The 18,139-nt window shown below is 34.7% G+C and carries 22 protein-coding genes; 5 read left to right on the forward strand and 17 right to left on the reverse strand.

What is annotated here, in order from left to right; translation table 11 throughout:
* Positions 1-2: 2 nt before the first annotated feature.
* The 17 genes from rplE to rpsL form a co-directional block, all read right to left on the reverse strand.
* Positions 3-554, reverse strand: a complete 552-nt coding sequence (gene rplE, locus AC5ZCW_RS12460; protein WP_012022484.1) for a 50S ribosomal protein L5 — start codon at positions 552-554, stop codon at positions 3-5.
* Between the two features lie 2 nt (positions 555-556).
* Positions 557-871, reverse strand: a complete 315-nt coding sequence (gene rplX, locus AC5ZCW_RS12465) for a 50S ribosomal protein L24 (protein WP_496120122.1) — start codon at positions 869-871, stop codon at positions 557-559.
* Between the two features lie 11 nt (positions 872-882).
* Positions 883-1,251 (reverse strand): 50S ribosomal protein L14, encoded by a 369-nt coding sequence (gene rplN, locus AC5ZCW_RS12470; protein WP_007803649.1) that lies wholly within the window; start codon positions 1,249-1,251, stop codon positions 883-885.
* A gap of 2 nt (positions 1,252-1,253) precedes the next feature.
* A complete protein-coding gene (gene rpsQ / locus AC5ZCW_RS12475) occupies positions 1,254-1,514 on the reverse strand; it encodes a 30S ribosomal protein S17 (RefSeq protein ID WP_012022485.1) in 261 nt (86 codons plus the stop codon).
* Positions 1,515-1,531: 17 nt separating this feature from the next.
* Complete coding sequence (gene rpmC / locus AC5ZCW_RS12480; protein ID WP_008464297.1) at positions 1,532-1,723, reverse strand: 50S ribosomal protein L29; 192 nt, start codon at positions 1,721-1,723, stop codon at positions 1,532-1,534.
* A gap of 12 nt (positions 1,724-1,735) precedes the next feature.
* The gene (gene rplP / locus AC5ZCW_RS12485) at positions 1,736-2,161 is read right to left on the reverse strand and encodes a 50S ribosomal protein L16 (RefSeq protein WP_008464295.1); all 426 of its coding nucleotides are present in this window, start codon (positions 2,159-2,161) and stop codon (positions 1,736-1,738) included.
* 19 nt (positions 2,162-2,180) lie between these two features.
* Positions 2,181-2,939, reverse strand: coding sequence for a 30S ribosomal protein S3 (rpsC, locus tag AC5ZCW_RS12490; protein WP_008464292.1), 759 nt, complete (start codon positions 2,937-2,939; stop codon positions 2,181-2,183).
* A gap of 5 nt (positions 2,940-2,944) precedes the next feature.
* The gene (gene rplV / locus AC5ZCW_RS12495) at positions 2,945-3,358 is read right to left on the reverse strand and encodes a 50S ribosomal protein L22 (protein WP_343544807.1); all 414 of its coding nucleotides are present in this window, start codon (positions 3,356-3,358) and stop codon (positions 2,945-2,947) included.
* Positions 3,359-3,366: 8 nt separating this feature from the next.
* Complete coding sequence (rpsS, locus tag AC5ZCW_RS12500) at positions 3,367-3,645, reverse strand: 30S ribosomal protein S19 (protein WP_008464288.1); 279 nt, start codon at positions 3,643-3,645, stop codon at positions 3,367-3,369.
* A gap of 6 nt (positions 3,646-3,651) precedes the next feature.
* Positions 3,652-4,476 (reverse strand): 50S ribosomal protein L2, encoded by an 825-nt coding sequence (gene rplB / locus AC5ZCW_RS12505; RefSeq protein WP_008464287.1) that lies wholly within the window; start codon positions 4,474-4,476, stop codon positions 3,652-3,654.
* 9 nt (positions 4,477-4,485) lie between these two features.
* Positions 4,486-4,776 carry a 50S ribosomal protein L23 gene (gene rplW / locus AC5ZCW_RS12510; RefSeq protein ID WP_008464286.1) on the reverse strand — a complete coding sequence of 97 codons (291 nt, stop codon included), beginning with the start codon at positions 4,774-4,776 and terminating at the stop codon, positions 4,486-4,488.
* Between the two features lie 7 nt (positions 4,777-4,783).
* Positions 4,784-5,413, reverse strand: coding sequence for a 50S ribosomal protein L4 (gene rplD, locus AC5ZCW_RS12515; protein WP_163407835.1), 630 nt, complete (start codon positions 5,411-5,413; stop codon positions 4,784-4,786).
* Entirely contained in the window at positions 5,413-6,030 is a 618-nt protein-coding gene (gene rplC / locus AC5ZCW_RS12520; protein ID WP_111379743.1) for a 50S ribosomal protein L3, read from the reverse strand. The genes rplD and rplC overlap by 1 nt, the downstream gene beginning before the upstream one ends.
* Positions 6,031-6,435: 405 nt before the next feature.
* Entirely contained in the window at positions 6,436-6,741 is a 306-nt protein-coding gene (gene rpsJ / locus AC5ZCW_RS12525; RefSeq protein ID WP_007803605.1) for a 30S ribosomal protein S10, read from the reverse strand.
* Positions 6,742-6,751: 10 nt separating this feature from the next.
* Entirely contained in the window at positions 6,752-8,908 is a 2,157-nt protein-coding gene (gene fusA, locus AC5ZCW_RS12530) for an elongation factor G (protein WP_343544806.1), read from the reverse strand.
* A gap of 10 nt (positions 8,909-8,918) precedes the next feature.
* Positions 8,919-9,395: a 30S ribosomal protein S7 gene (gene rpsG, locus AC5ZCW_RS12535; RefSeq protein ID WP_026727879.1), complete on the reverse strand. Its 477-nt coding sequence runs from the start codon at positions 9,393-9,395 to the stop codon at positions 8,919-8,921.
* A gap of 24 nt (positions 9,396-9,419) precedes the next feature.
* Positions 9,420-9,803: a 30S ribosomal protein S12 gene (gene rpsL, locus AC5ZCW_RS12540; protein ID WP_007136570.1), complete on the reverse strand. Its 384-nt coding sequence runs from the start codon at positions 9,801-9,803 to the stop codon at positions 9,420-9,422.
* A gap of 181 nt (positions 9,804-9,984) precedes the next feature.
* Between rpsL and AC5ZCW_RS12545 the strand changes: the two genes are divergently transcribed.
* The 5 genes from AC5ZCW_RS12545 (at position 9,985) to AC5ZCW_RS12565 (ending at position 18,115) form a co-directional block, all read left to right on the forward strand.
* Positions 9,985-11,688 (forward strand): BamA/TamA family outer membrane protein, encoded by a 1,704-nt coding sequence (locus AC5ZCW_RS12545; protein WP_496120129.1) that lies wholly within the window; start codon positions 9,985-9,987, stop codon positions 11,686-11,688.
* 579 nt (positions 11,689-12,267) lie between these two features.
* Positions 12,268-15,468 carry a SusC/RagA family TonB-linked outer membrane protein gene (locus AC5ZCW_RS12550; protein WP_496120131.1) on the forward strand — a complete coding sequence of 1,067 codons (3,201 nt, stop codon included), beginning with the start codon at positions 12,268-12,270 and terminating at the stop codon, positions 15,466-15,468.
* 18 nt (positions 15,469-15,486) lie between these two features.
* Entirely contained in the window at positions 15,487-16,950 is a 1,464-nt protein-coding gene (locus tag AC5ZCW_RS12555) for a SusD/RagB family nutrient-binding outer membrane lipoprotein (protein ID WP_496120133.1), read from the forward strand.
* 13 nt (positions 16,951-16,963) lie between these two features.
* The gene (locus tag AC5ZCW_RS12560) at positions 16,964-17,602 is read left to right on the forward strand and encodes an immunoglobulin-like domain-containing protein (protein WP_496120135.1); all 639 of its coding nucleotides are present in this window, start codon (positions 16,964-16,966) and stop codon (positions 17,600-17,602) included.
* A 15-nt stretch (positions 17,603-17,617) separates the two neighbouring features.
* On the forward strand, positions 17,618-18,115 hold the full coding sequence (locus AC5ZCW_RS12565; protein ID WP_281633933.1) for a lipid-binding protein: 498 nt from the start codon (positions 17,618-17,620) through the stop codon (positions 18,113-18,115).
* The last annotated feature ends 24 nt before the right edge of the window (positions 18,116-18,139 follow it).

The raw sequence follows: 18,139 nt of genomic DNA on the forward strand, positions 1-18,139 counted from the left end.
TCTTAATTCTTTTTAAAAGGTAATCCTAATTCAGCCAATAATGACTTTGCTTCCTTGTCTGTTTTTGCAGTAGTAACAAAAGTAATATCCATTCCTGAAATTTTGTTTACTTTGTCAATATCAATTTCTGGGAAAATGATTTGCTCTAAAACTCCAAGATTGTAGTTACCTCTTCCATCAAAACCAGTAGCTTTAATACCACCGAAATCTCTAACACGTGGTAAAGCTGAAGTGATAAGTCTATCTAAAAACTCATACATTCTTTCTCCACGTAATGTAACTTTTGCTCCAATAGGCATTCCCTTTCTCAATTTAAAAGACGCAACGTCTTTCTTAGAGATTGTAGAAACTGCTTTTTGTCCAGTGATCTTTGTTAACTCATCAACAGCATAGTCAATAAGTTTTTTATCAGATACAGCTGCACCAACTCCACGGCTCAAAACGATTTTTTCAAGTTTAGGAACTTGCATTACGTTTGTATATCCGAACTCTTCTTTAAGAGCAGAGATCACTCTACTCTTATATTCTTCTTTTAGTCTAGGTGTATATGCCATTACTATAGTACTTGATTAGATTTTTTTGAAAATCTTACTTTCTTATCTCCTTCTATTCTAATACCAACTCTAGTTGTCTCCTTAGTTTTAGGATCAATTAGAGAAATGTTAGAAATTTGAATAGAAGCTTCTTTCTTAACGATACCACCTTGAGGGTTTTTAGCACTTGGTTTTGTATGTTTTGAAACCATGTTCACACCTTCAACTATCGCTTTATTTTTCTCACGGTAAACACGTAAAACTTTACCTTCAGCACCTTTATGGTCTCCAGCAATAACTCTTACGATATCTCCTGATTTTATTTTTAGCTTTATCATCTTAAAACGAATTAAAGCACTTCTGGTGCTAATGATACAATTTTCATGAATTGTTTTTCACGAAGTTCTCTTGCTACCGGACCAAAAACACGAGTTCCTCTCATTTCCCCTGCAGCGTTCAAAAGAACACATGCATTGTCATCGAAACGGATATAAGAACCATCAGCTCTTCTCACTTCTTTTTTGGTACGTACAACAACTGCAGTTGAAACAGCTCCTTTTTTCACGTTTCCGTTTGGAGTTGCATCTTTGATAGAAACTACAATTTTGTCACCAACAGAGGCATATCTTCTTTTAGTACCTCCTAAAACACGAATAGTTAAAACTTCTTTAGCTCCCGTGTTATCTGCTACTTTTAGTCTTGATTCTTGTTGTACCATAATTATTTAGCTCTTTCTAAGATTTCAACTAATCTCCAACATTTTGTTTTACTTAAAGGACGCGTTTCGCTAATTCTTACAGTATCTCCAATGTTACAGTCGTTTGTTTCGTCGTGTGCAACATATTTCTTAGTTTTCAACACGAACTTACCGTATAATGGGTGTTTTACTTTTCTTACTTCAGAAATCACGATAGATTTATCCATCTTGTTTGAAGTAACAACACCTATTCTTTCTTTTCTTAAATTTCTTTTTTCTTCCATCTTTCAGCAGAATACAATTATTGTAACTCTCTTTTAGTTAACTCTGTAGCTAATCTTGCAACTGTTCTTCTAACGCTTCTAATCTGAAGTGGGTTAGCAATTGGAGAGATTGCGTGAGCCATTTTTAGGTCAGCATATACTTTCTTAGTTTGACTAAGCTTTTCTTGCAACTCCGCTGCAGAAAGATCTTTTATTTCTGATTGTTTCATAATAAATATAAATTATGCTTCGAAATCTCTAGCAACGACGAACTTAGTTTTTACTGGAAGTTTTTGAGCTGCAAGGCGCAAAGCCTCTTTTGCAACTGACAATGGAACTCCTCCAACTTCAAACATAATTCTTCCTGGTTTAACAACAGCAGCCCAATACTCAACTGCTCCTTTACCTTTACCCATACGTACTTCAAGAGGCTTCTTAGTAATAGGTTTGTCTGGGAAAATTTTAATCCATAATTGTCCCTCTCTTTTCATGTAACGAGTTGCAGCGATACGCGCAGCTTCAATTTGACGAGAAGTTAAGAACATTCCATCTTCATGTACAGATTTAATACCAAACATTCCATTTGAAAGCTCATGCCCTCTTTGAGAGTTACCTTTCATTCTACCTTTTTGTACCTTACGGTATTTTGTTCTTTTAGGCTGTAACATTTTTCTTTAGTTTAAAAATTTACTTTCTTTTACGAGCGTCTGGTTTTCCACCTTTGTTAAAGTTAGATTTGCCTCTAGGAGCATCTCCACCTTTTCCACCACCTGTACCAGATTGTTTTTTATCCATTCCAGCAAGTGGAGAAAGTTCTCTCTTACCGTAAACTTCACCTTTCATGATCCATACTTTAATTCCCATTCTACCGTAAGTAGTATGAGCTTCAGCAAGAGCATAATCAATGTCAGCTCTGAAAGTTGATAGAGGAATTCTACCTTCTTTGAAACCTTCCGAACGCGCCATCTCAGCACCATTCAAACGACCAGAAATCAAAACTTTGATACCCTCAGCGTTCATACGCATAGAAGCAGCAATAGCCATTTTGATTGCACGTCTGTAAGAAATACGGCTTTCGATTTGACGAGCGATGCTTGTCGCCACAAGATAAGCATCTAACTCAGGTCTTTTAATTTCAAAGATGTTAATTTGAACCTCTTTGTCAGTAACTTTCTTAAGTTCTTCTTTTAACTTGTCTACCTCTTGTCCGCCTTTTCCGATAATAATACCAGGTCTAGCAGTAGTGATAGTAACGGTTACAAGTTTCAAAGTTCTCTCGATGATTACTTTTGATACACTAGCTTTTGATAAACGAGCGTGGATATACTTTCTGATTTTGTGATCTTCGGCTAATTTATCACCGTAATCATTTCCACCATACCAGTTTGAGTCCCATCCTCTGATGATACCAAGTCTATTTCCAATTGGATTTGTCTTTTGTCCCATGCTGCTTAAGAATTGCTTTGTGTGTTATTGATAGCTCCAAGCACGATTGTTACGTGATTAGAACGTTTTCTTATTCTGTGTGCACGACCTTGTGGAGCTGGACGAAGTCTTTTCAACATCATTCCACCATCTACTCTGATCTCTTTAACAAATAATCCAGCCTCTTCTAAATTACCTTCACTATTTTTTTGCTCCCAGTTATTGATTGCAGATAATAATAGTTTTTCTAATTTTCTTGAAGCTTCTTTAGAACTGAATCTTAAAATGTTAAGTGCTCTTTCTACCTTCTGACCTCTTACCAAGTCCGCTACTAAGCGCATTTTTCTAGGTGAAGTAGGGCAGTTATTCAATTTTGCGAAAGCGATAGACTTATTAGTCTCTTTTCTCGCATCTGCTGTTTCTCTTTTACGAACTCCCATTGCTTCTTTTATTTTTTACCTTTATTTTTTGCTCCAGCATGACCTCTAAAAGATCTAGTTGGCGAAAACTCTCCTAATTTGTGACCTACCATGTTTTCTGTTACGTAAACTGGTACAAATTGACGACCGTTATGAACTGCGATAGTTTGTCCAACGAAATCTGGAGTAATCATTGAAGCTCTAGACCAAGTCTTTACAACTGCATTCTTACCACTTTCTACGTTTTCTTGAACTTTCTTGTCTAATTTATAATGAACGAAAGGTCCTTTTTTTAATGAACGTGCCATATCTTATTATTTCTTTCTACGTTCTACGATATACTTGTTACTCGGGTTTTTCTTAGAACGAGTTCTGTAACCTTTAGCTGGCAATCCGTTTCTTGAACGTGGGTGCCCTCCAGAAGAACGTCCTTCACCACCTCCCATAGGGTGATCAACTGGGTTCATCGCTACTGGTCTAGTTCTAGGTCTTCTTCCTAACCATCTTGTTCTACCTGCTTTTCCAGATACAACTAATTGATGATCAGAGTTAGAAACAGCTCCAATTGTAGCCGAACAAGTCAACAAGATCAATCTTGTCTCACCAGATGGCATTTTAATTGTTGCATATTTCCCGTCTCTTGCCATTAACTGAGCAAAAGTTCCAGCTGAACGAGCAATAACAGCTCCTTGTCCTGGACGTAACTCAATACAAGATATAACAGTTCCAAGAGGAATTCTGCTTAAAGGTAATGTATTACCAATCTCTGGTTGAGATTCTGGCCCAGAAACTAATTTCTGACCAACTTTCAATCCGTTTTGAGCGATAATATAAGTTTTCTCTCCATCAGCATAAGCTAACAAAGCGATGAATGCAGTACGATTTGGATCGTATTCAATTGATTTCACTGTAGCTGGAATTCCATCTTTAGTTCTTTTGAAATCAATAATACGATATCTCTGCTTGTGACCACCACCCGTATAACGCATGGTCATCTTTCCTTGACTATTTCTACCTCCTGAGTTTTTTATCGGCGCTATCAAAGAGCGTTCCGGCTTATCAGTTGTAATAGCGTCATAACCATTCACAACTCTAAATCGCTGACCCGGGGTAATAGGTTTTAATTTTCTTACTGACATTTTTCTATCTTAGATATTGTTGTAAAAATCAATTGTTTCTCCTTCTTGTACTTGAACAATTGCTTTTTTATATGCATTTGTCTTTCCACTGATTAAACCACTTTTAGTGTATTTAGTAGATCTATCTGGTCTCACATTCATTGTGTTAACAGAAACGATAGTTACTCCATAAGCAGCTTCAACAGCTTTCTTAATCTCAACTTTGTTTGCTTTTTTGTTAACAACGAATCCGAAGCGGTTTAGAACTTCACTTTCTTTGGTTACTTTTTCCGTTACTATAGGTCTAATAATGATGCTCATATTCCTATTATTTACTTAAATTTTCTTCAATTAACTCTAAAGAACCTTCCAAAAGCACTAAATTATTAGCGTTTAATATTGCGTAAGTGCTTAATTCCGAGCTAGTTACGACATTTGAAGCCTTTAAATTGCGTGACGACAAATATACGTTTTTATTCGACTCACCCAACACAAATAGAGATTTTTTATTTTCTAACCCTAAAGCTTTCAAAACGTTAATGAAATTTTTAGTGTTTGGCACTTCAAAATTAAAGTCTTCTAAAACCACAATATTTGACTCTTTTGCTTTGATTGAGAAAGCTGATTTTCTAGCTAATCTCTTTAAGCCTTTATTCAATTTAAATGAATAACTTCTTGGTCTTGGCCCGAAAACTGTTCCACCACCTTTAAACAAAGGATTCTTAACACTTCCTGCACGAGCAGTACCAGTTCCTTTTTGTTTTTTAATCTTACGCGTACTTCCAGTTACTTCAGCTCTTTCTTTAGCTTTATGAGTACCTTGTCTTTGATTAGCAAGATATTGCTTAACATCAAGATATACAGCGTGATTGTTTGGTTCAATTGCGAATACTGAATCAGAAAGTTGAACTTTTCTTCCAGTATCTTTTCCGTTGAAATCTAATACTTTTACTTCCATTACTTCTGAATGATTACATAAGAGTTTTTGTGCCCAGGAACACATCCTTTAACAACAAGTAGATTCTTATCAGCAACTACTTTTAAAACTCTAAGGTTTTGAACTTTTACATTTTCTCCTCCCATTCTTCCAGCCATACGCATTCCTTTGAATACTCTAGATGGATAAGAAGAAGCTCCTACAGAACCTGGCGCTCTTAAACGGTTGTGCTGACCATGAGTAGCTTGTCCAACACCACCAAAACCGTGACGTTTAACAACACCTTGGAAACCTTTACCTTTAGATACACCTTGTACATCTACAAATTCTCCTTCTTCAAAAATAGTAACATCAATAAGATCTCCTAATTTTTGTTCAGTTGCAAAATCTTGGAATTCAACGACTTTTTTCTTAGCAACAGTTCCAGCTTTTTTAAAGTGACCTAAAGCCGCTTTAGTAGAATGTTTCTCGTTTTTGTCATCGAAACCAAGTTGCAACGCTTCATACCCGTCAACCTCGTTGGTTCTGACTTGGGTAACAACGCATGGTCCAGCTTCGATTACTGTACAAGGAATATTTTTCCCGTTTTCGTCGAAGATACTAGTCATGCCGATTTTCTTACCAATTAACCCAGACATAAATATTAATTATTAATTACTAAAATTCCCTTCAATTTGAAAATAACAGAAATTTCCAAACAGGGAGTGCAAAAGTAGATATTAAAATTGAATAAACCAAACAGTTAGAAAAATTAAATCGCTCATTATCAAAATCCAAGCCTCAAAATACCAATAAAAGAAACTTTTTTACCACCAAAACCCAATTCCTTTTTCATCACCCAAAAAGACTTTTTACTTAACAATTAAATAACAGAATCGCGACACTAATCCTCCACACTACCTTTAAACAAAGGCTTTTACAAAAATATCCAAGATTTTAAAAAAATAAAAAAATCACAAAACACACATCTCAAAATCATATTTCACAAACAAAAAAAGCGAAGTATTTCTACCTCGCTTTTTATATGAAAAAATATAATAAAATTATACTTTAATCTCAACTTCAACTCCACTTGGCAATTCAAGTTTCATTAAAGCATCAATAGTTTTAGATGAAGATGAATAAATATCAATCAATCTCTTGTATGACATTACTTCAAATTGCTCTCTCGCTTTTTTGTTAACGTGCGGAGAACGCAATACAGTGAAAAGTTTTTTGTGAGTTGGCAACGGAATTGGACCTGTTACAACTGCTCCAGTAGTTTTTACTGTTTTTACGATCTTTTCAGCAGATTTATCTACCAACATGTGATCGTAAGATTTTAGTTTTATTCTGATTTTTTGACTCATTTTCTTAAAATTAAGCGTTACCTTTTGCTTTTTTGATTACCTCTTCTGAAATATTAGAAGGTGTTTCTGCATAGTGAGAAAACTCCATTGTTGAAGTAGCTCTACCAGAAGATAATGTTCTTAATGTAGTTACATAACCAAACATTTCTGACAAAGGCACATCAGCTTTAATAGTTTTAGCACCATTTCTATCACCCATGTCATTAACTTGACCTCTACGACGGTTCAAGTCACCTACGATATCACCCATATTTTCTTCTGGAGTAATAACTTCGATTTTCATGATTGGCTCAAGAATAACAGCTCCAGCAGCACGTCCTGACTCTTTATAACCCATTCTAGCAGCTAATTCAAAAGAAAGAGCATCAGAATCCACAGGGTGGAAAGACCCGTCTAATAAAGTCACTTTTAAACTATCAACAGCGTATCCAGCTAATGGACCTGTTTTCATAGCCTCACGGAAACCTTTTTCAACAGCAGGAATATACTCTTTAGGTACGTTACCACCTTTTACCTCATTTACAAACTGTAATCCAACTGGAACTTTACCATCAACTTCATCAGCAGGCTCGATTCTAAATACGATATCACCGAATTTACCACGACCTCCAGATTGTTTCTTGTAAGTTTCTCTATGTTGAGCAGATTTAGTAAACGCCTCTTTATATTCTACTTGTGGCTCACCTTGATTAACCTCTACCTTAAACTCACGTTTCATACGATCAACTAAGATATCTAAGTGAAGCTCACCCATACCAGAAATAATAGTTTGACCTGAAGCCTCATCAGTTCTTACAGTAAACGTTGGATCCTCTTCAGCTAATTTAGCTAAAGCCATACCCATTTTATCAACGTCAGCTTTAGTTTTAGGCTCAATAGCGATACCGATTACCGGCTCTGGGAATTTCATAGATTCCAAAATAATCGGATTCTTTTCATCACACAAAGTATCTCCAGTTTTGATATCTTTAAATCCTACAGCAGCTCCAATATCTCCAGCCTCAATAAATTCGATTGGATTTTGTTTGTTAGCGTGCATTTGGTAAATACGAGAGATTCTCTCTTTGTTACCAGAACGAGTATTTAAAACATAAGAACCAGCATCTAAACGTCCAGAGTAAGCACGGAAGAAAGCTAAACGACCTACGAATGGGTCAGTAGCAATTTTAAATGCTAAAGCAGCAAACGGCTCTTTTACATCTGGGCGACGTAAGATTTTAGTTTGATCTTCTTCTAATAATTCAGCATCATCAGGATGAATTCCTTCAATACCTTCTTTATCTAATGGAGATGGTAAATACTTGCAAACAGCATCTAACATAAATTGAACTCCTTTGTTTTTGAAAGAAGAACCAGCAAGCATAGGAATGATTGCCATATCGATAGTTGCAGCTCTTAAAGCATTGTTGATTTCTTCCTCTGTAATAGAGTTTTCATCTTCCATGTATTTATCTAAAAGATTCTCATCATAAGTAGCAATCTCTTCGATAAGGATAGAACGGTAGTGTTTTACATCATCAACCATATCAGCTGGGATATCAACGATATCAAAAGTAGCTCCTTGAGTTTCATCATGCCATACAATAGCTTGATTTTTCACTAAGTCAACAATACCTTTAAAATCTGCCTCATCACCAATAGGCAAAGTAATTGCAACCGCATTCGATTTCAACATATCTTTAACCTGCCCACATACAGCTAAAAAGTTAGCACCTTGACGGTCCATTTTGTTTACGAATCCCATACGAGGAACTCTATATTGATCCGCAAGTCTCCAGTTAGTTTCTGATTGAGGCTCAACACCATCAACAGCGCTAAATAAGAAAACCAAACCATCAAGCACACGTAAAGAACGGTTTACCTCTACAGTAAAGTCAACGTGCCCAGGAGTATCAATAATATTAAAGTGGTATGGTAATGATTCTGGAATAACTTTACCTTGTACAGTTGGAAAGTTCCAAGTACAAGTTGTAGCAGCAGAAGTAATTGTAATACCTCTTTCTTGCTCTTGAGCCATCCAGTCCATTGTTGCAGCACCATCGTGCACCTCACCAATTTTGTGTGACTTTCCAGTATAAAAAAGAATACGCTCTGTCGTTGTTGTTTTACCAGCATCAATGTGAGCAGCGATTCCGATATTTCTTGTATATTTTAAATCTCTAGCCATTTCTTACGAATTAAAATCTAAAGTGAGAGAATGCTTTGTTAGCTTCTGCCATTTTGTGAGTATCCATTCTTTTCTTAACCGCAGCACCTTCTTCTTTAGCAGCTGCTAAACACTCAGAAGCTAAACGCTGTGCCATAGATTTTTCATTTCTTCTTCTTGAATAAAGTATTAACCACTTCATTGCCATAGAAATTTTTCTGTCTGGACGAATTTGCATTGGGATTTGAAATGTAGCTCCACCAACTCTACGGCTACGTACTTCTACGTGAGGCATAACGTTTGTTAAAGCATCTTTCCAGATCTCTAATGAAGTTTTCTCATCATTTTGCTTTTTAGTTTCAATGATATCAATTGCATCATAAAATACTTTAAAAGCTGTAGATTTCTTACCATCCCACATTAAGTTGTTCACAAAACGTGTAACTAATTGGTCATTAAACCTTGGATCCGGTAAAAGTGGTCTTTTCTTTGCCGCTCTTTTTCTCATGTCTTTTTCTTAAAAGTTTTTAAATTACTTTTTTGCTTCTTTTGGGCGTTTAGCACCGTACTTAGATCTTCTTTGCGTTCTTCCCGCAACACCTGACGTATCAAGCGCTCCACGAACGATATGATATCTAACACCTGGTAAATCTTTTACCCTTCCACCTCGCACTAATACTATCGAGTGCTCTTGTAGATTATGTCCTTCTCCTGGGATGTAAGCATTCACCTCATTACCATTTGTCAAACGTACACGCGCAACTTTACGCATTGCAGAGTTTGGTTTTTTTGGTGTAGTAGTGTAAACACGCGTACAAACCCCTCTTCTTTGAGGACAAGAATCTAAAGCAACCGATTTACTCTTCTTAGTGATCTGAGTTCTTCCTGTTCTTACTAATTGTTGAATTGTTGGCATAATTAATACTAAAAATTATTATGTTTATTAAATTCCCGCTTTTTACGGGGTTGCAAATGTATAAAATATTTTTCACTATACAAACGTTAAACCATTAATTTTCAATAAGATTATTTAGGCTTATGATTTTACAAACAAACAATAGATATTTGCAATATTTTAATAAATGAAACAGCTGCCCTTGAAACACTTAATACAAATATTTCTTTTTCTATTTTTAAGCATTTCTGGTTATGCCCAAAACTTTTACCTAAAAATAAATGGCACCAACAATACCGAAAGTAAAATCATCGATTCATTAAACTACAATCACCTACATCCAAATCTAAAGTCGCTTTTAAACGAAACAAAAAACACTACCGAAAAGCTTTCTAAAATCGGATACATCAACAGCAAAATACTACAAACCGACAAAATAAACGACAGCTCCTATACAGCCATTATATCATTAAATAAAAAAATAAAATACATACATATATATATAAGAACAAACAATCTTCTTTTCAAAACTGAAAAAACAAAAAATGACAGCCTAATAATTCCTTATAGCGAAGTGGAAAACTACTTAAATCAAAAAATATTAGAGGCTGAAAAATCTGGTTTTGCACTGAGCAAGATTAAACTCGAAAATATTCAGAAAAAAGACACCATCCTTTATGCCGATTTAAGCTTTAAAACCGAAAAAAAACGCAGTATAAATTCAATTATTCTAAATTATGGAAATCAAAATGAGAGAAACTTTTTTCCAGATAGCCATCTAAAACAACTTCGTAAAAAATATTTAAACAAAACCTTTAATCAAGAAATTACAAAAGAACTTTATCAAGACATCAACAATTACGAATTTGCAAATCAGTTAAAATATCCAGAAATTTTATTCACAAACGACTCAACTAAAATCTATGCTTATATAGAAAAAAGGAAAGCCAATACTTTTGATGGCTACATAGGTTTTTCAAATGATGACAGTAAAAAAATACGACTTAATGGATATTTAGATATTTCATTAATAAATACACTCCATGCAGGTGAACAATTTTCATTATACTGGAAAACTGACGGCAACAAACAAACAACCTTTAATACAAAACTTGAAATTCCTTATATTTTCAAAACCGCACTAGGAATAAAAGCTCAGCTAAATATCTTCAAACAGGACAGCACATTTCAAAACACAAAAACAGCAATCGATCTCGGCTATTATTTAAATTACAATTCTAAAATATATGTTGGATACCAATCAACAGAATCAAGCGACATCCAAAACACCAACAATACCACACTCAGCGATTTCAAAAACTCCTACATTACTACCACACTAGAATACAAAAAAAATAATTACTCTAACTATCTGTTCCCAAGAAAATCGTATGCAAATCTATTATTTGGTTATGGAAAAAGAAGCACAAACAACTCTTCCGAAACTACAGAAACAACTAATCAATTTTACGCTAACCTAAATCTGTCTTATACTTTCGAATTAAATAAAAAAAACTTTGTTTTCATCAACCCTCAAATTCTATATCTAAAAAGCGACAATTATATAATAAATGAACTTTTTAGATTTGGAGGATTAAATTCAATTAGAGGATTTTCAGAAAATAGCCTCCAAGGAAATATTGCAAATTTATTTATTACTGAATACAGATACCTACTTTCTCCAAATTTATACATACACACCATTCTTGATTACGGAATTTATCAAGATCAGACTACAATAAAAAACAGCACAAAATTCAATAATTTAATCAGTGCCGGAGTAGGCTTAGGACTACTAACAAAAAACGGATTATTAAAAGTAATAATAGCCAATGGAAGCACAAATGACTCAGAAATAAAATTCTACAACAGCATCCTTACTATCTCCTATAATGTTAAATTTTAGTCTAGCACAAAAAATAAACCAACAAAATATTAGGATTTTTTTTAGTTTATTAAAAACCGAAAGTAGCTACAAAATACCTGCAACCGTTTTTTTTCCAGAAATCAGTTAACCGTAATTTTACATTAAACCTATTTATCAGAGTCCTAAATCAAAAAAAAGACACTAGAAATAAGCCATATTTCTAATCTTTTCATAGGATAAAAAATTTGCTAAATTTCAAAAAGCAATACTACAAAACAAATAGTTTACACACGTATTAACGCTGACTATTAAAGATTCACGACTATTTTAACAAAATTTAGCACTTCGACCGACTGTTTTTTTTAAGATAAAAGTTATAAAAAAAACAATTAATCACCCTTCATCTATAAATTTAACATTTCGTCGTTTGACAAAATTTTTAATTATCCTCAAATTTAACACTAAAAATTGCGGATTTGTAATTTTAAGGAGGTTTTAATCTATAAAAAGATAAAATCGCACCCTAAATTTATTATTTAACTAAAAAAAAAGCTTTTTAAATTAGGTAGATTAACAAATTATTAAGATTTTTGTCGGACTAATTCAAAATATTTAAAAATGAAACTAAAGTTCAATGGATTCTTAGTGCTTTTATTAGTACTAGTTGCGCAACTTTCTTTTGCGCAAGAAAGAGCTGTTTCGGGAACAGTTTCTGACAATGCAGGAATACCTTTACCAGGTGTTAGTGTATTAGTTAAAGGAACTAAAACGGGAACGCAAACAGACTTTGATGGTAAATTCTCGATCAAAGCTTCTTCAAGCCAAGTATTGGTATTTAGCTACATCGGAATGAAAACTCAAGAAGTAGCTGCTACATCTGCAAATGTTAATGTAAAACTAGCAGACGCTGGTGCGCAAGAACTAGAAGGTGTTGTTGTAACTGCCTTTGGTATCAAAAGAGAGAAAAAATCTCTTGGTTACGCAACAACAACTTTAAAAGCGGACGCACTTACACAAGTAGTTAATACTAACCCATTTGAAACTCTTTCTGGTAAAATCGCAGGGGTTGACATTACTGCACCTTCTCAACCAGGGGCTTCAACTAAAGTTGTTATCCGTGGTTTAAACAGTATCACAAACAGTGGTGGTCCACTTTATGTTGTTGACGGAACACCGATTAACAATACCCCAACTGGTACTAGTAATAACGGAGTTGCTACATCAACAAGATCGTATGATACTGGTAACGGAATCAGTGACATTGACCCAAATAACATCGAGAGCATGACTGTTCTTAAAGGAGCGGCTGCATCAGCATTATATGGTTCAAGAGCTGGTGGTGGTGTAATCATCATTACTACTAAAAAAGGTAAAGCTAACTCTGGAATTAAAGTTGATTTATTAGCTTCAACAGAATTCAGCGAAGTAGCAAGAGTTCCTCATTTACAAAATCAATTTGGTGAAGGTTGGAATGGACTAGGATTCTCAGGATCTAATTCTTACAGTAACGAAAATGGTTCATGGGGACCTGCTTTCAATGGAGAGGTTAGACCATGGGGAACAGTTTACAACAATACTCAACAAATCAAACCTTATGTTGGTTTAAAAAATAACGTAAGAGATTTTTACAACACAGGTACACTAGCTACACAATCTGCAACTCTAAGTGGTGGTGGAGACAATTCTGATTTCTCTTTAGTTTTTTCAAATGTAAACAGTGATGGTGTTGTACCAACTGATGCAGATTTATACAAAAAACAATCATTAGGATTTAATGGTGGATTAAAAGGTAAAAAATTCACATTAAGAACTTCTCTTAATTATGTTTACAAAGACCAAAGTGTAGTTAACACAGGTCAGGGTGATGATGCAGGACAAGGTTCAACTTTGCAACAGGATTTATTACAAATTCCTAGAGACGTTAGTATTGTAGATTTAAGAGATTACAAAAACAATGTCTTCAATACTCCAGATTACTATTTTACTCCATACGCTGCTAATCCATATTTTTCAATTAATGAGAACAGCACAAAAGTATACGGACACAACCTTTTCGGAAACGTTAATTTAAGTTACAAAATAACTGACAAAATTACAGCTTCATGGCAAATTGGTGGTAACGTTAGAACAGAAAGACTTAAGAGCTACGGTGCAATTGTAAATTATGCTCCAGGTACTCCTCAGGCAATTGCTGGTGCTAATCCAGTAGTAGGAGGTGTAACAGAATCAAGATCAGAATTCAGTGAGTTTGATACTTTCTTCAATATTAATTATAACACAAACTTAAGTGAAGATTGGACATTAAATCTTTTAGGAGGTTTTAACTACAACAAAAGAGAGACTGATATATTGAAAAACACTGTAACAAATTTAGGTCTTCCAGGATTTTATGAGCTTTCAAACTCAGCTTTAAGACCAGTAATTGATCAATCAAACAGCCTTAGAAAAACAGGAGCTGTTTACGCATCTGCTGAGTTTGCATTTAAAAACAGATATTTTGCAACGGCTACAGCTAGACAAGATCTTACATCAACATTACCAATAGGAAATAACTCATATTTCTACCCATCTTTATCATTAGGTGCTATTGCAATTGATAACGGAAATACTTTCCTTAAATTAAGAGCAGCTGCTTCAAAAATTGCAAATGATACAAGGGTATACACAACAGAAGACTCATATATCTCTGGTTCTGCTAACGCGAACTTTGGTATAATTGCATCTCCAATTGGAGGAGTAAGTTTCTTCGAAGCATCAGGAAGACTTGGTAATCCAGAGTTAAAACCTGAAAGTACAGTAGAATATGAAGTTGGAGCTGAAGGATCTTTCTTCAAAAACAGAATTAGCTATGATATCGCATTGTATCACAAAACGACTTCTGACCTTATTGTAGACCTACCATTAGACCCATCAACAGGTTATACTATCAAAGCTATCAACGCTGGAGATGTTGTGAACAAAGGTATTGAGCTTTCTCTTTCAGGTAGTCCAATTAAAAATCAGGACTTTACATGGAACGTAACTTACACATTTACTAAAAACTTAAACGAAGTAACACAATTAAACACAGGTGGAAATTATATTGATTTACTTCCTGCTTATGGTGTAACTATGAGAGCAACTAAAGGTGATCCAATTGGTAGTTTCTATTCACAAGTTCCAAAAACAAATGCTGCAGGTCAATATATTGTAAATGCATCTACTGGAATGTACGAAGTGAGTGATGATATCCAAAAAGTTGGAAACGCACAACGTGATTTTGTTATGGGATTACAAAACTCTTTCAAATACAAAAACTTTAACTTATCATTCTCATTAGACTGGAAACAAGGAGGAGAATTCTACTCTTACACTAAAAGACTTTCTCATTTCGTAGGTAATGGTATTGAAACTACATTTAATGATAGAAATGCATTTATTGTTCCTAATTCTGTTAATGAGCACGTAGATGCAACAACTGGAGCTGTTACATATACAGAAAACACAACACCTCTTACATTTAGTACTTATACAAACTTCTACAACACAGGAAACAACCCTGGTATTGAAAGAACACATGTAATTGACAAAACTTTTGTAAGATTAAGAGAAATTGCTTTAAATTATGACTTCCCTTCTACACTTACTAAAAACATGGGATTAAACAAAATCACAGTTGGTATTTACGGAAGAAACCTTTTCATGTGGACTCCTGGAGAAAATCCATATGTTGACCCTGAAGTAAGTACTTACGGAACTGGAGTACTCTCTGAGTTTGGAGAATTTGGAGCTAACCCATCACAAAGATCAGTAGGTGGAGTTTTAAAATTATCATTCTAAAAATATAATTCATAGAAAATGAAAAAAATAGCAACAATAATAACAGCACTTTTCTTATTAGTGTCATGTGATGAAACATTTGACATTAATAGAGACCCGGATGCTTTGCCTCCTGGACAAGCTAATAGCACTATTTTGCCTGCAGGTATTGCTGGTCTTGCTGGTGCACAAGGATCATACTATGCTCTAATTGGAGGGTTTTGGTCTCAATTCTGGACACAAAACACTACTTCAAATCAATATAAAAACATTGACCAGTACAGCCTTGGAACAAATGATTTCCAAACTGCATGGACTGCAATGTATGATGCCCTTAATGATATTAGAACTGTAAAAAAACAAGCTGAAACTGAAGGAAACTGGAACTATTACTTAATTGCTACTGTTCTTGAAGTTGAAGCTTCGCAAATTTTAACAGACTGGTATGATGCAATTCCATATACTGAAGCAAATAATCCAACTTTCTTGCAACCTAAATTCAATACAGGTAAAGAAACTTACGCTTTAATGATTGCTGATTTAAAATTAGCTTTATCTAAAGATCTAAGTTCTTCTGTTGGAGCTGCGCCAGGAAAAGATGATTTTATCTTTAATGGTACAATGTCTAATTGGACAAAATTTGGTAACTCTTTACTGTTAAAATTACATCTTAGATTAACACAAGTAGATCCTACATTGGCTCAATCAGGTATTAAAACTTTAATTGATTCTGGTGCACAATTCTTAGATGTTGATGCTGCAATGACTCAATTTGAAGATGCTGCTGACAGAAGTAATCCATTGTATGAAACTGACAGAAGACAGTTAAATACAACATTAAATCTTAGAGCTAGTAAAACTTTATATCTTTATTTACAAACAAATGGAGATCCTCGTTTGAATAAGTATTACGGAGCAGGAGTACCTAATAATCAAGGTGATTTCGAAAATGGAGCTACTGGACTTTCATTAGTAACGTTATATGCAAAAACTCCTTTATATTTCATGAGTGCAGAAGAAAGCTACTTCTTGCAAGCAGAAGCTCTTGTTAGATATTATGGAGGTGCAGGAGCTAAAGAAAAATACGATTTAGGGGTAGCTGCAAACTTCAAGAAATACGACAACACTACTTCTGTTGCTCCAATTACTGGTCCAGTTGGAAGCCCTGCTGCTTTCTTAGCTGCAGGAGGAAAATATGAATTTCCAGCAACAGGAACTACTGCTCAAATTGAAGCAATTATCACTCAAAAATGGATTGCTAGTTTCCCTGGAAACGGTTACGAATCTTTCTTCGAACAAAACAGAACTGGTTTCCCTAAAGAATCAGCTGTTCCTCAGACAGATGAAGATTATATCCCAGGACAATTTGCAATATCTGTTGAGAACGTTACAAGTGATGTTTTCCCTAGAAGACTTGTTTTACCAAATACTGTAAAAACACGTAATCCAAATGCTCCGGCTTTAGCAAAAATAACTGCGCCAGTTTGGTGGGATGTTAACTAAAAAAAAATAAACAATGAAAAAAATATATATATCCCTAATGATAGTCTCAGGACTATTGTTTACTTCATGCGAAACAGATTCTACTGACAATGTTTCAAGAGTAACAGCTTATGCTAACCTGACTATGCATGGAGATGCTCTTGTTGTTCTTACTCAAGGAGATACATACACAGAAGCTGGAGTAGAAGCTGAAGCTGACGGAAAAGCTCTTGAAGTAAAAATCGATGGTGCAGTAGATACTAGTAAACCAACTGTTTACAAAATTAAATACTCTGCTACAAATAGTGATGGTTTCCCTGCTTCCTTAACTCGTACAATAGTAGTTTTGAGTAACAAACCAACTACAATTGATTTGACTGGTACTTTCTTTAGAAATAGTAACCCTAACGTGGTAACTAAACTAGACGGATACGCGGGAAGAAAATATATCTGCGATAATGCAACAGGTTACAATGTTGCTGCAGATAATTTAACTATGGAATTCTACAATATAGATGACAAACAGGTTTATGCTCCTTACAATCCAAGTGCTTCTCAATCGGGAATATCTGCAGAAAGCAACATAGGAACTATTACTGACAAAAACAACTGGAAATGGGTTATCTATGCTTCAGCAGTATTTGGAACAGCAGACAGAATATTTAAACGATAATAAAAACACATTACAATGAAAAAATTAAAACTAAATATAACACGTGTACTTGTAGCAATGCTTGTACTTACGTCATTTGTAGCTTGTGATGAAGTTGGAGATACAGATCCAGGAGGAACATCTGTAGAATCTATGTCAGGTGACTGGTTCATAACACTTACAGATAGTGATGGAAAATTGGTTGTAGCTAACGCAATACATGAAACTTATAATACTGCAGCTAATGACAATACAATGTGGATTGATGATGTAAAACACGGATATTGGATTAAATGTAAAGTAACTGTTGATGTTAAGGCAGGTACTTTCACAGCTACTTCTGCAGACAACCTATTAGATGGATCTAAAGTTACTATTACAAATGGAAAAATTGAAAAGGGAGCTGCAACATCAAAAGGTGGACATAAAGTAGACAAAATCTCATTCAGAGCTCATTTTGATTATGACCCAGCTGGATATGATATTCTTTATGAAGGTCACAAAAGAACTGGTTTCTACGAAGACGAATACTAGAATTTTTATTCAAGTAGTCTAAAT

It is taken from the genome of Flavobacterium sp. PLA-DH12, assembly GCF_059511845.1.

Coding starts and splice junctions, on each gene's coding strand:
- rplE (WP_012022484.1), bottom strand. CDS start 554: ATGGCATATACACCTAGACTAAAAGAAGAATATAAGAGTAGAGTGATC.
- fusA (WP_343544806.1), bottom strand. CDS start 8,908: ATGGCTAGAGATTTAAAATATACAAGAAATATCGGAATCGCTGCTCAC.
- AC5ZCW_RS12550 (WP_496120131.1), top strand. CDS start 12,268: ATGAAACTAAAGTTCAATGGATTCTTAGTGCTTTTATTAGTACTAGTT.
- rplX (WP_496120122.1), bottom strand. CDS start 871: ATGATAAAGCTAAAAATAAAATCAGGAGATATCGTAAGAGTTATTGCT.
- AC5ZCW_RS12555 (WP_496120133.1), top strand. CDS start 15,487: ATGAAAAAAATAGCAACAATAATAACAGCACTTTTCTTATTAGTGTCA.
- rplW (WP_008464286.1), bottom strand. CDS start 4,776: ATGAGCATCATTATTAGACCTATAGTAACGGAAAAAGTAACCAAAGAA.
- rpsJ (WP_007803605.1), bottom strand. CDS start 6,741: ATGAGTCAAAAAATCAGAATAAAACTAAAATCTTACGATCACATGTTG.
- rplC (WP_111379743.1), bottom strand. CDS start 6,030: ATGTCTGGGTTAATTGGTAAGAAAATCGGCATGACTAGTATCTTCGAC.
- rplP (WP_008464295.1), bottom strand. CDS start 2,161: ATGTTACAGCCTAAAAGAACAAAATACCGTAAGGTACAAAAAGGTAGA.
- rpsG (WP_026727879.1), bottom strand. CDS start 9,395: ATGAGAAAAAGAGCGGCAAAGAAAAGACCACTTTTACCGGATCCAAGG.
- rplV (WP_343544807.1), bottom strand. CDS start 3,358: ATGGGAGTTCGTAAAAGAGAAACAGCAGATGCGAGAAAAGAGACTAAT.
- rplN (WP_007803649.1), bottom strand. CDS start 1,251: ATGGTACAACAAGAATCAAGACTAAAAGTAGCAGATAACACGGGAGCT.
- rpsQ (WP_012022485.1), bottom strand. CDS start 1,514: ATGGAAGAAAAAAGAAATTTAAGAAAAGAAAGAATAGGTGTTGTTACT.
- rpsC (WP_008464292.1), bottom strand. CDS start 2,939: ATGGGACAAAAGACAAATCCAATTGGAAATAGACTTGGTATCATCAGA.
- AC5ZCW_RS12560 (WP_496120135.1), top strand. CDS start 16,964: ATGAAAAAAATATATATATCCCTAATGATAGTCTCAGGACTATTGTTT.
- rplB (WP_008464287.1), bottom strand. CDS start 4,476: ATGTCAGTAAGAAAATTAAAACCTATTACCCCGGGTCAGCGATTTAGA.
- rpsL (WP_007136570.1), bottom strand. CDS start 9,803: ATGCCAACAATTCAACAATTAGTAAGAACAGGAAGAACTCAGATCACT.
- rpmC (WP_008464297.1), bottom strand. CDS start 1,723: ATGAAACAATCAGAAATAAAAGATCTTTCTGCAGCGGAGTTGCAAGAA.
- rpsS (WP_008464288.1), bottom strand. CDS start 3,645: ATGGCACGTTCATTAAAAAAAGGACCTTTCGTTCATTATAAATTAGAC.
- AC5ZCW_RS12565 (WP_281633933.1), top strand. CDS start 17,618: ATGAAAAAATTAAAACTAAATATAACACGTGTACTTGTAGCAATGCTT.
- rplD (WP_163407835.1), bottom strand. CDS start 5,413: ATGGAAGTAAAAGTATTAGATTTCAACGGAAAAGATACTGGAAGAAAA.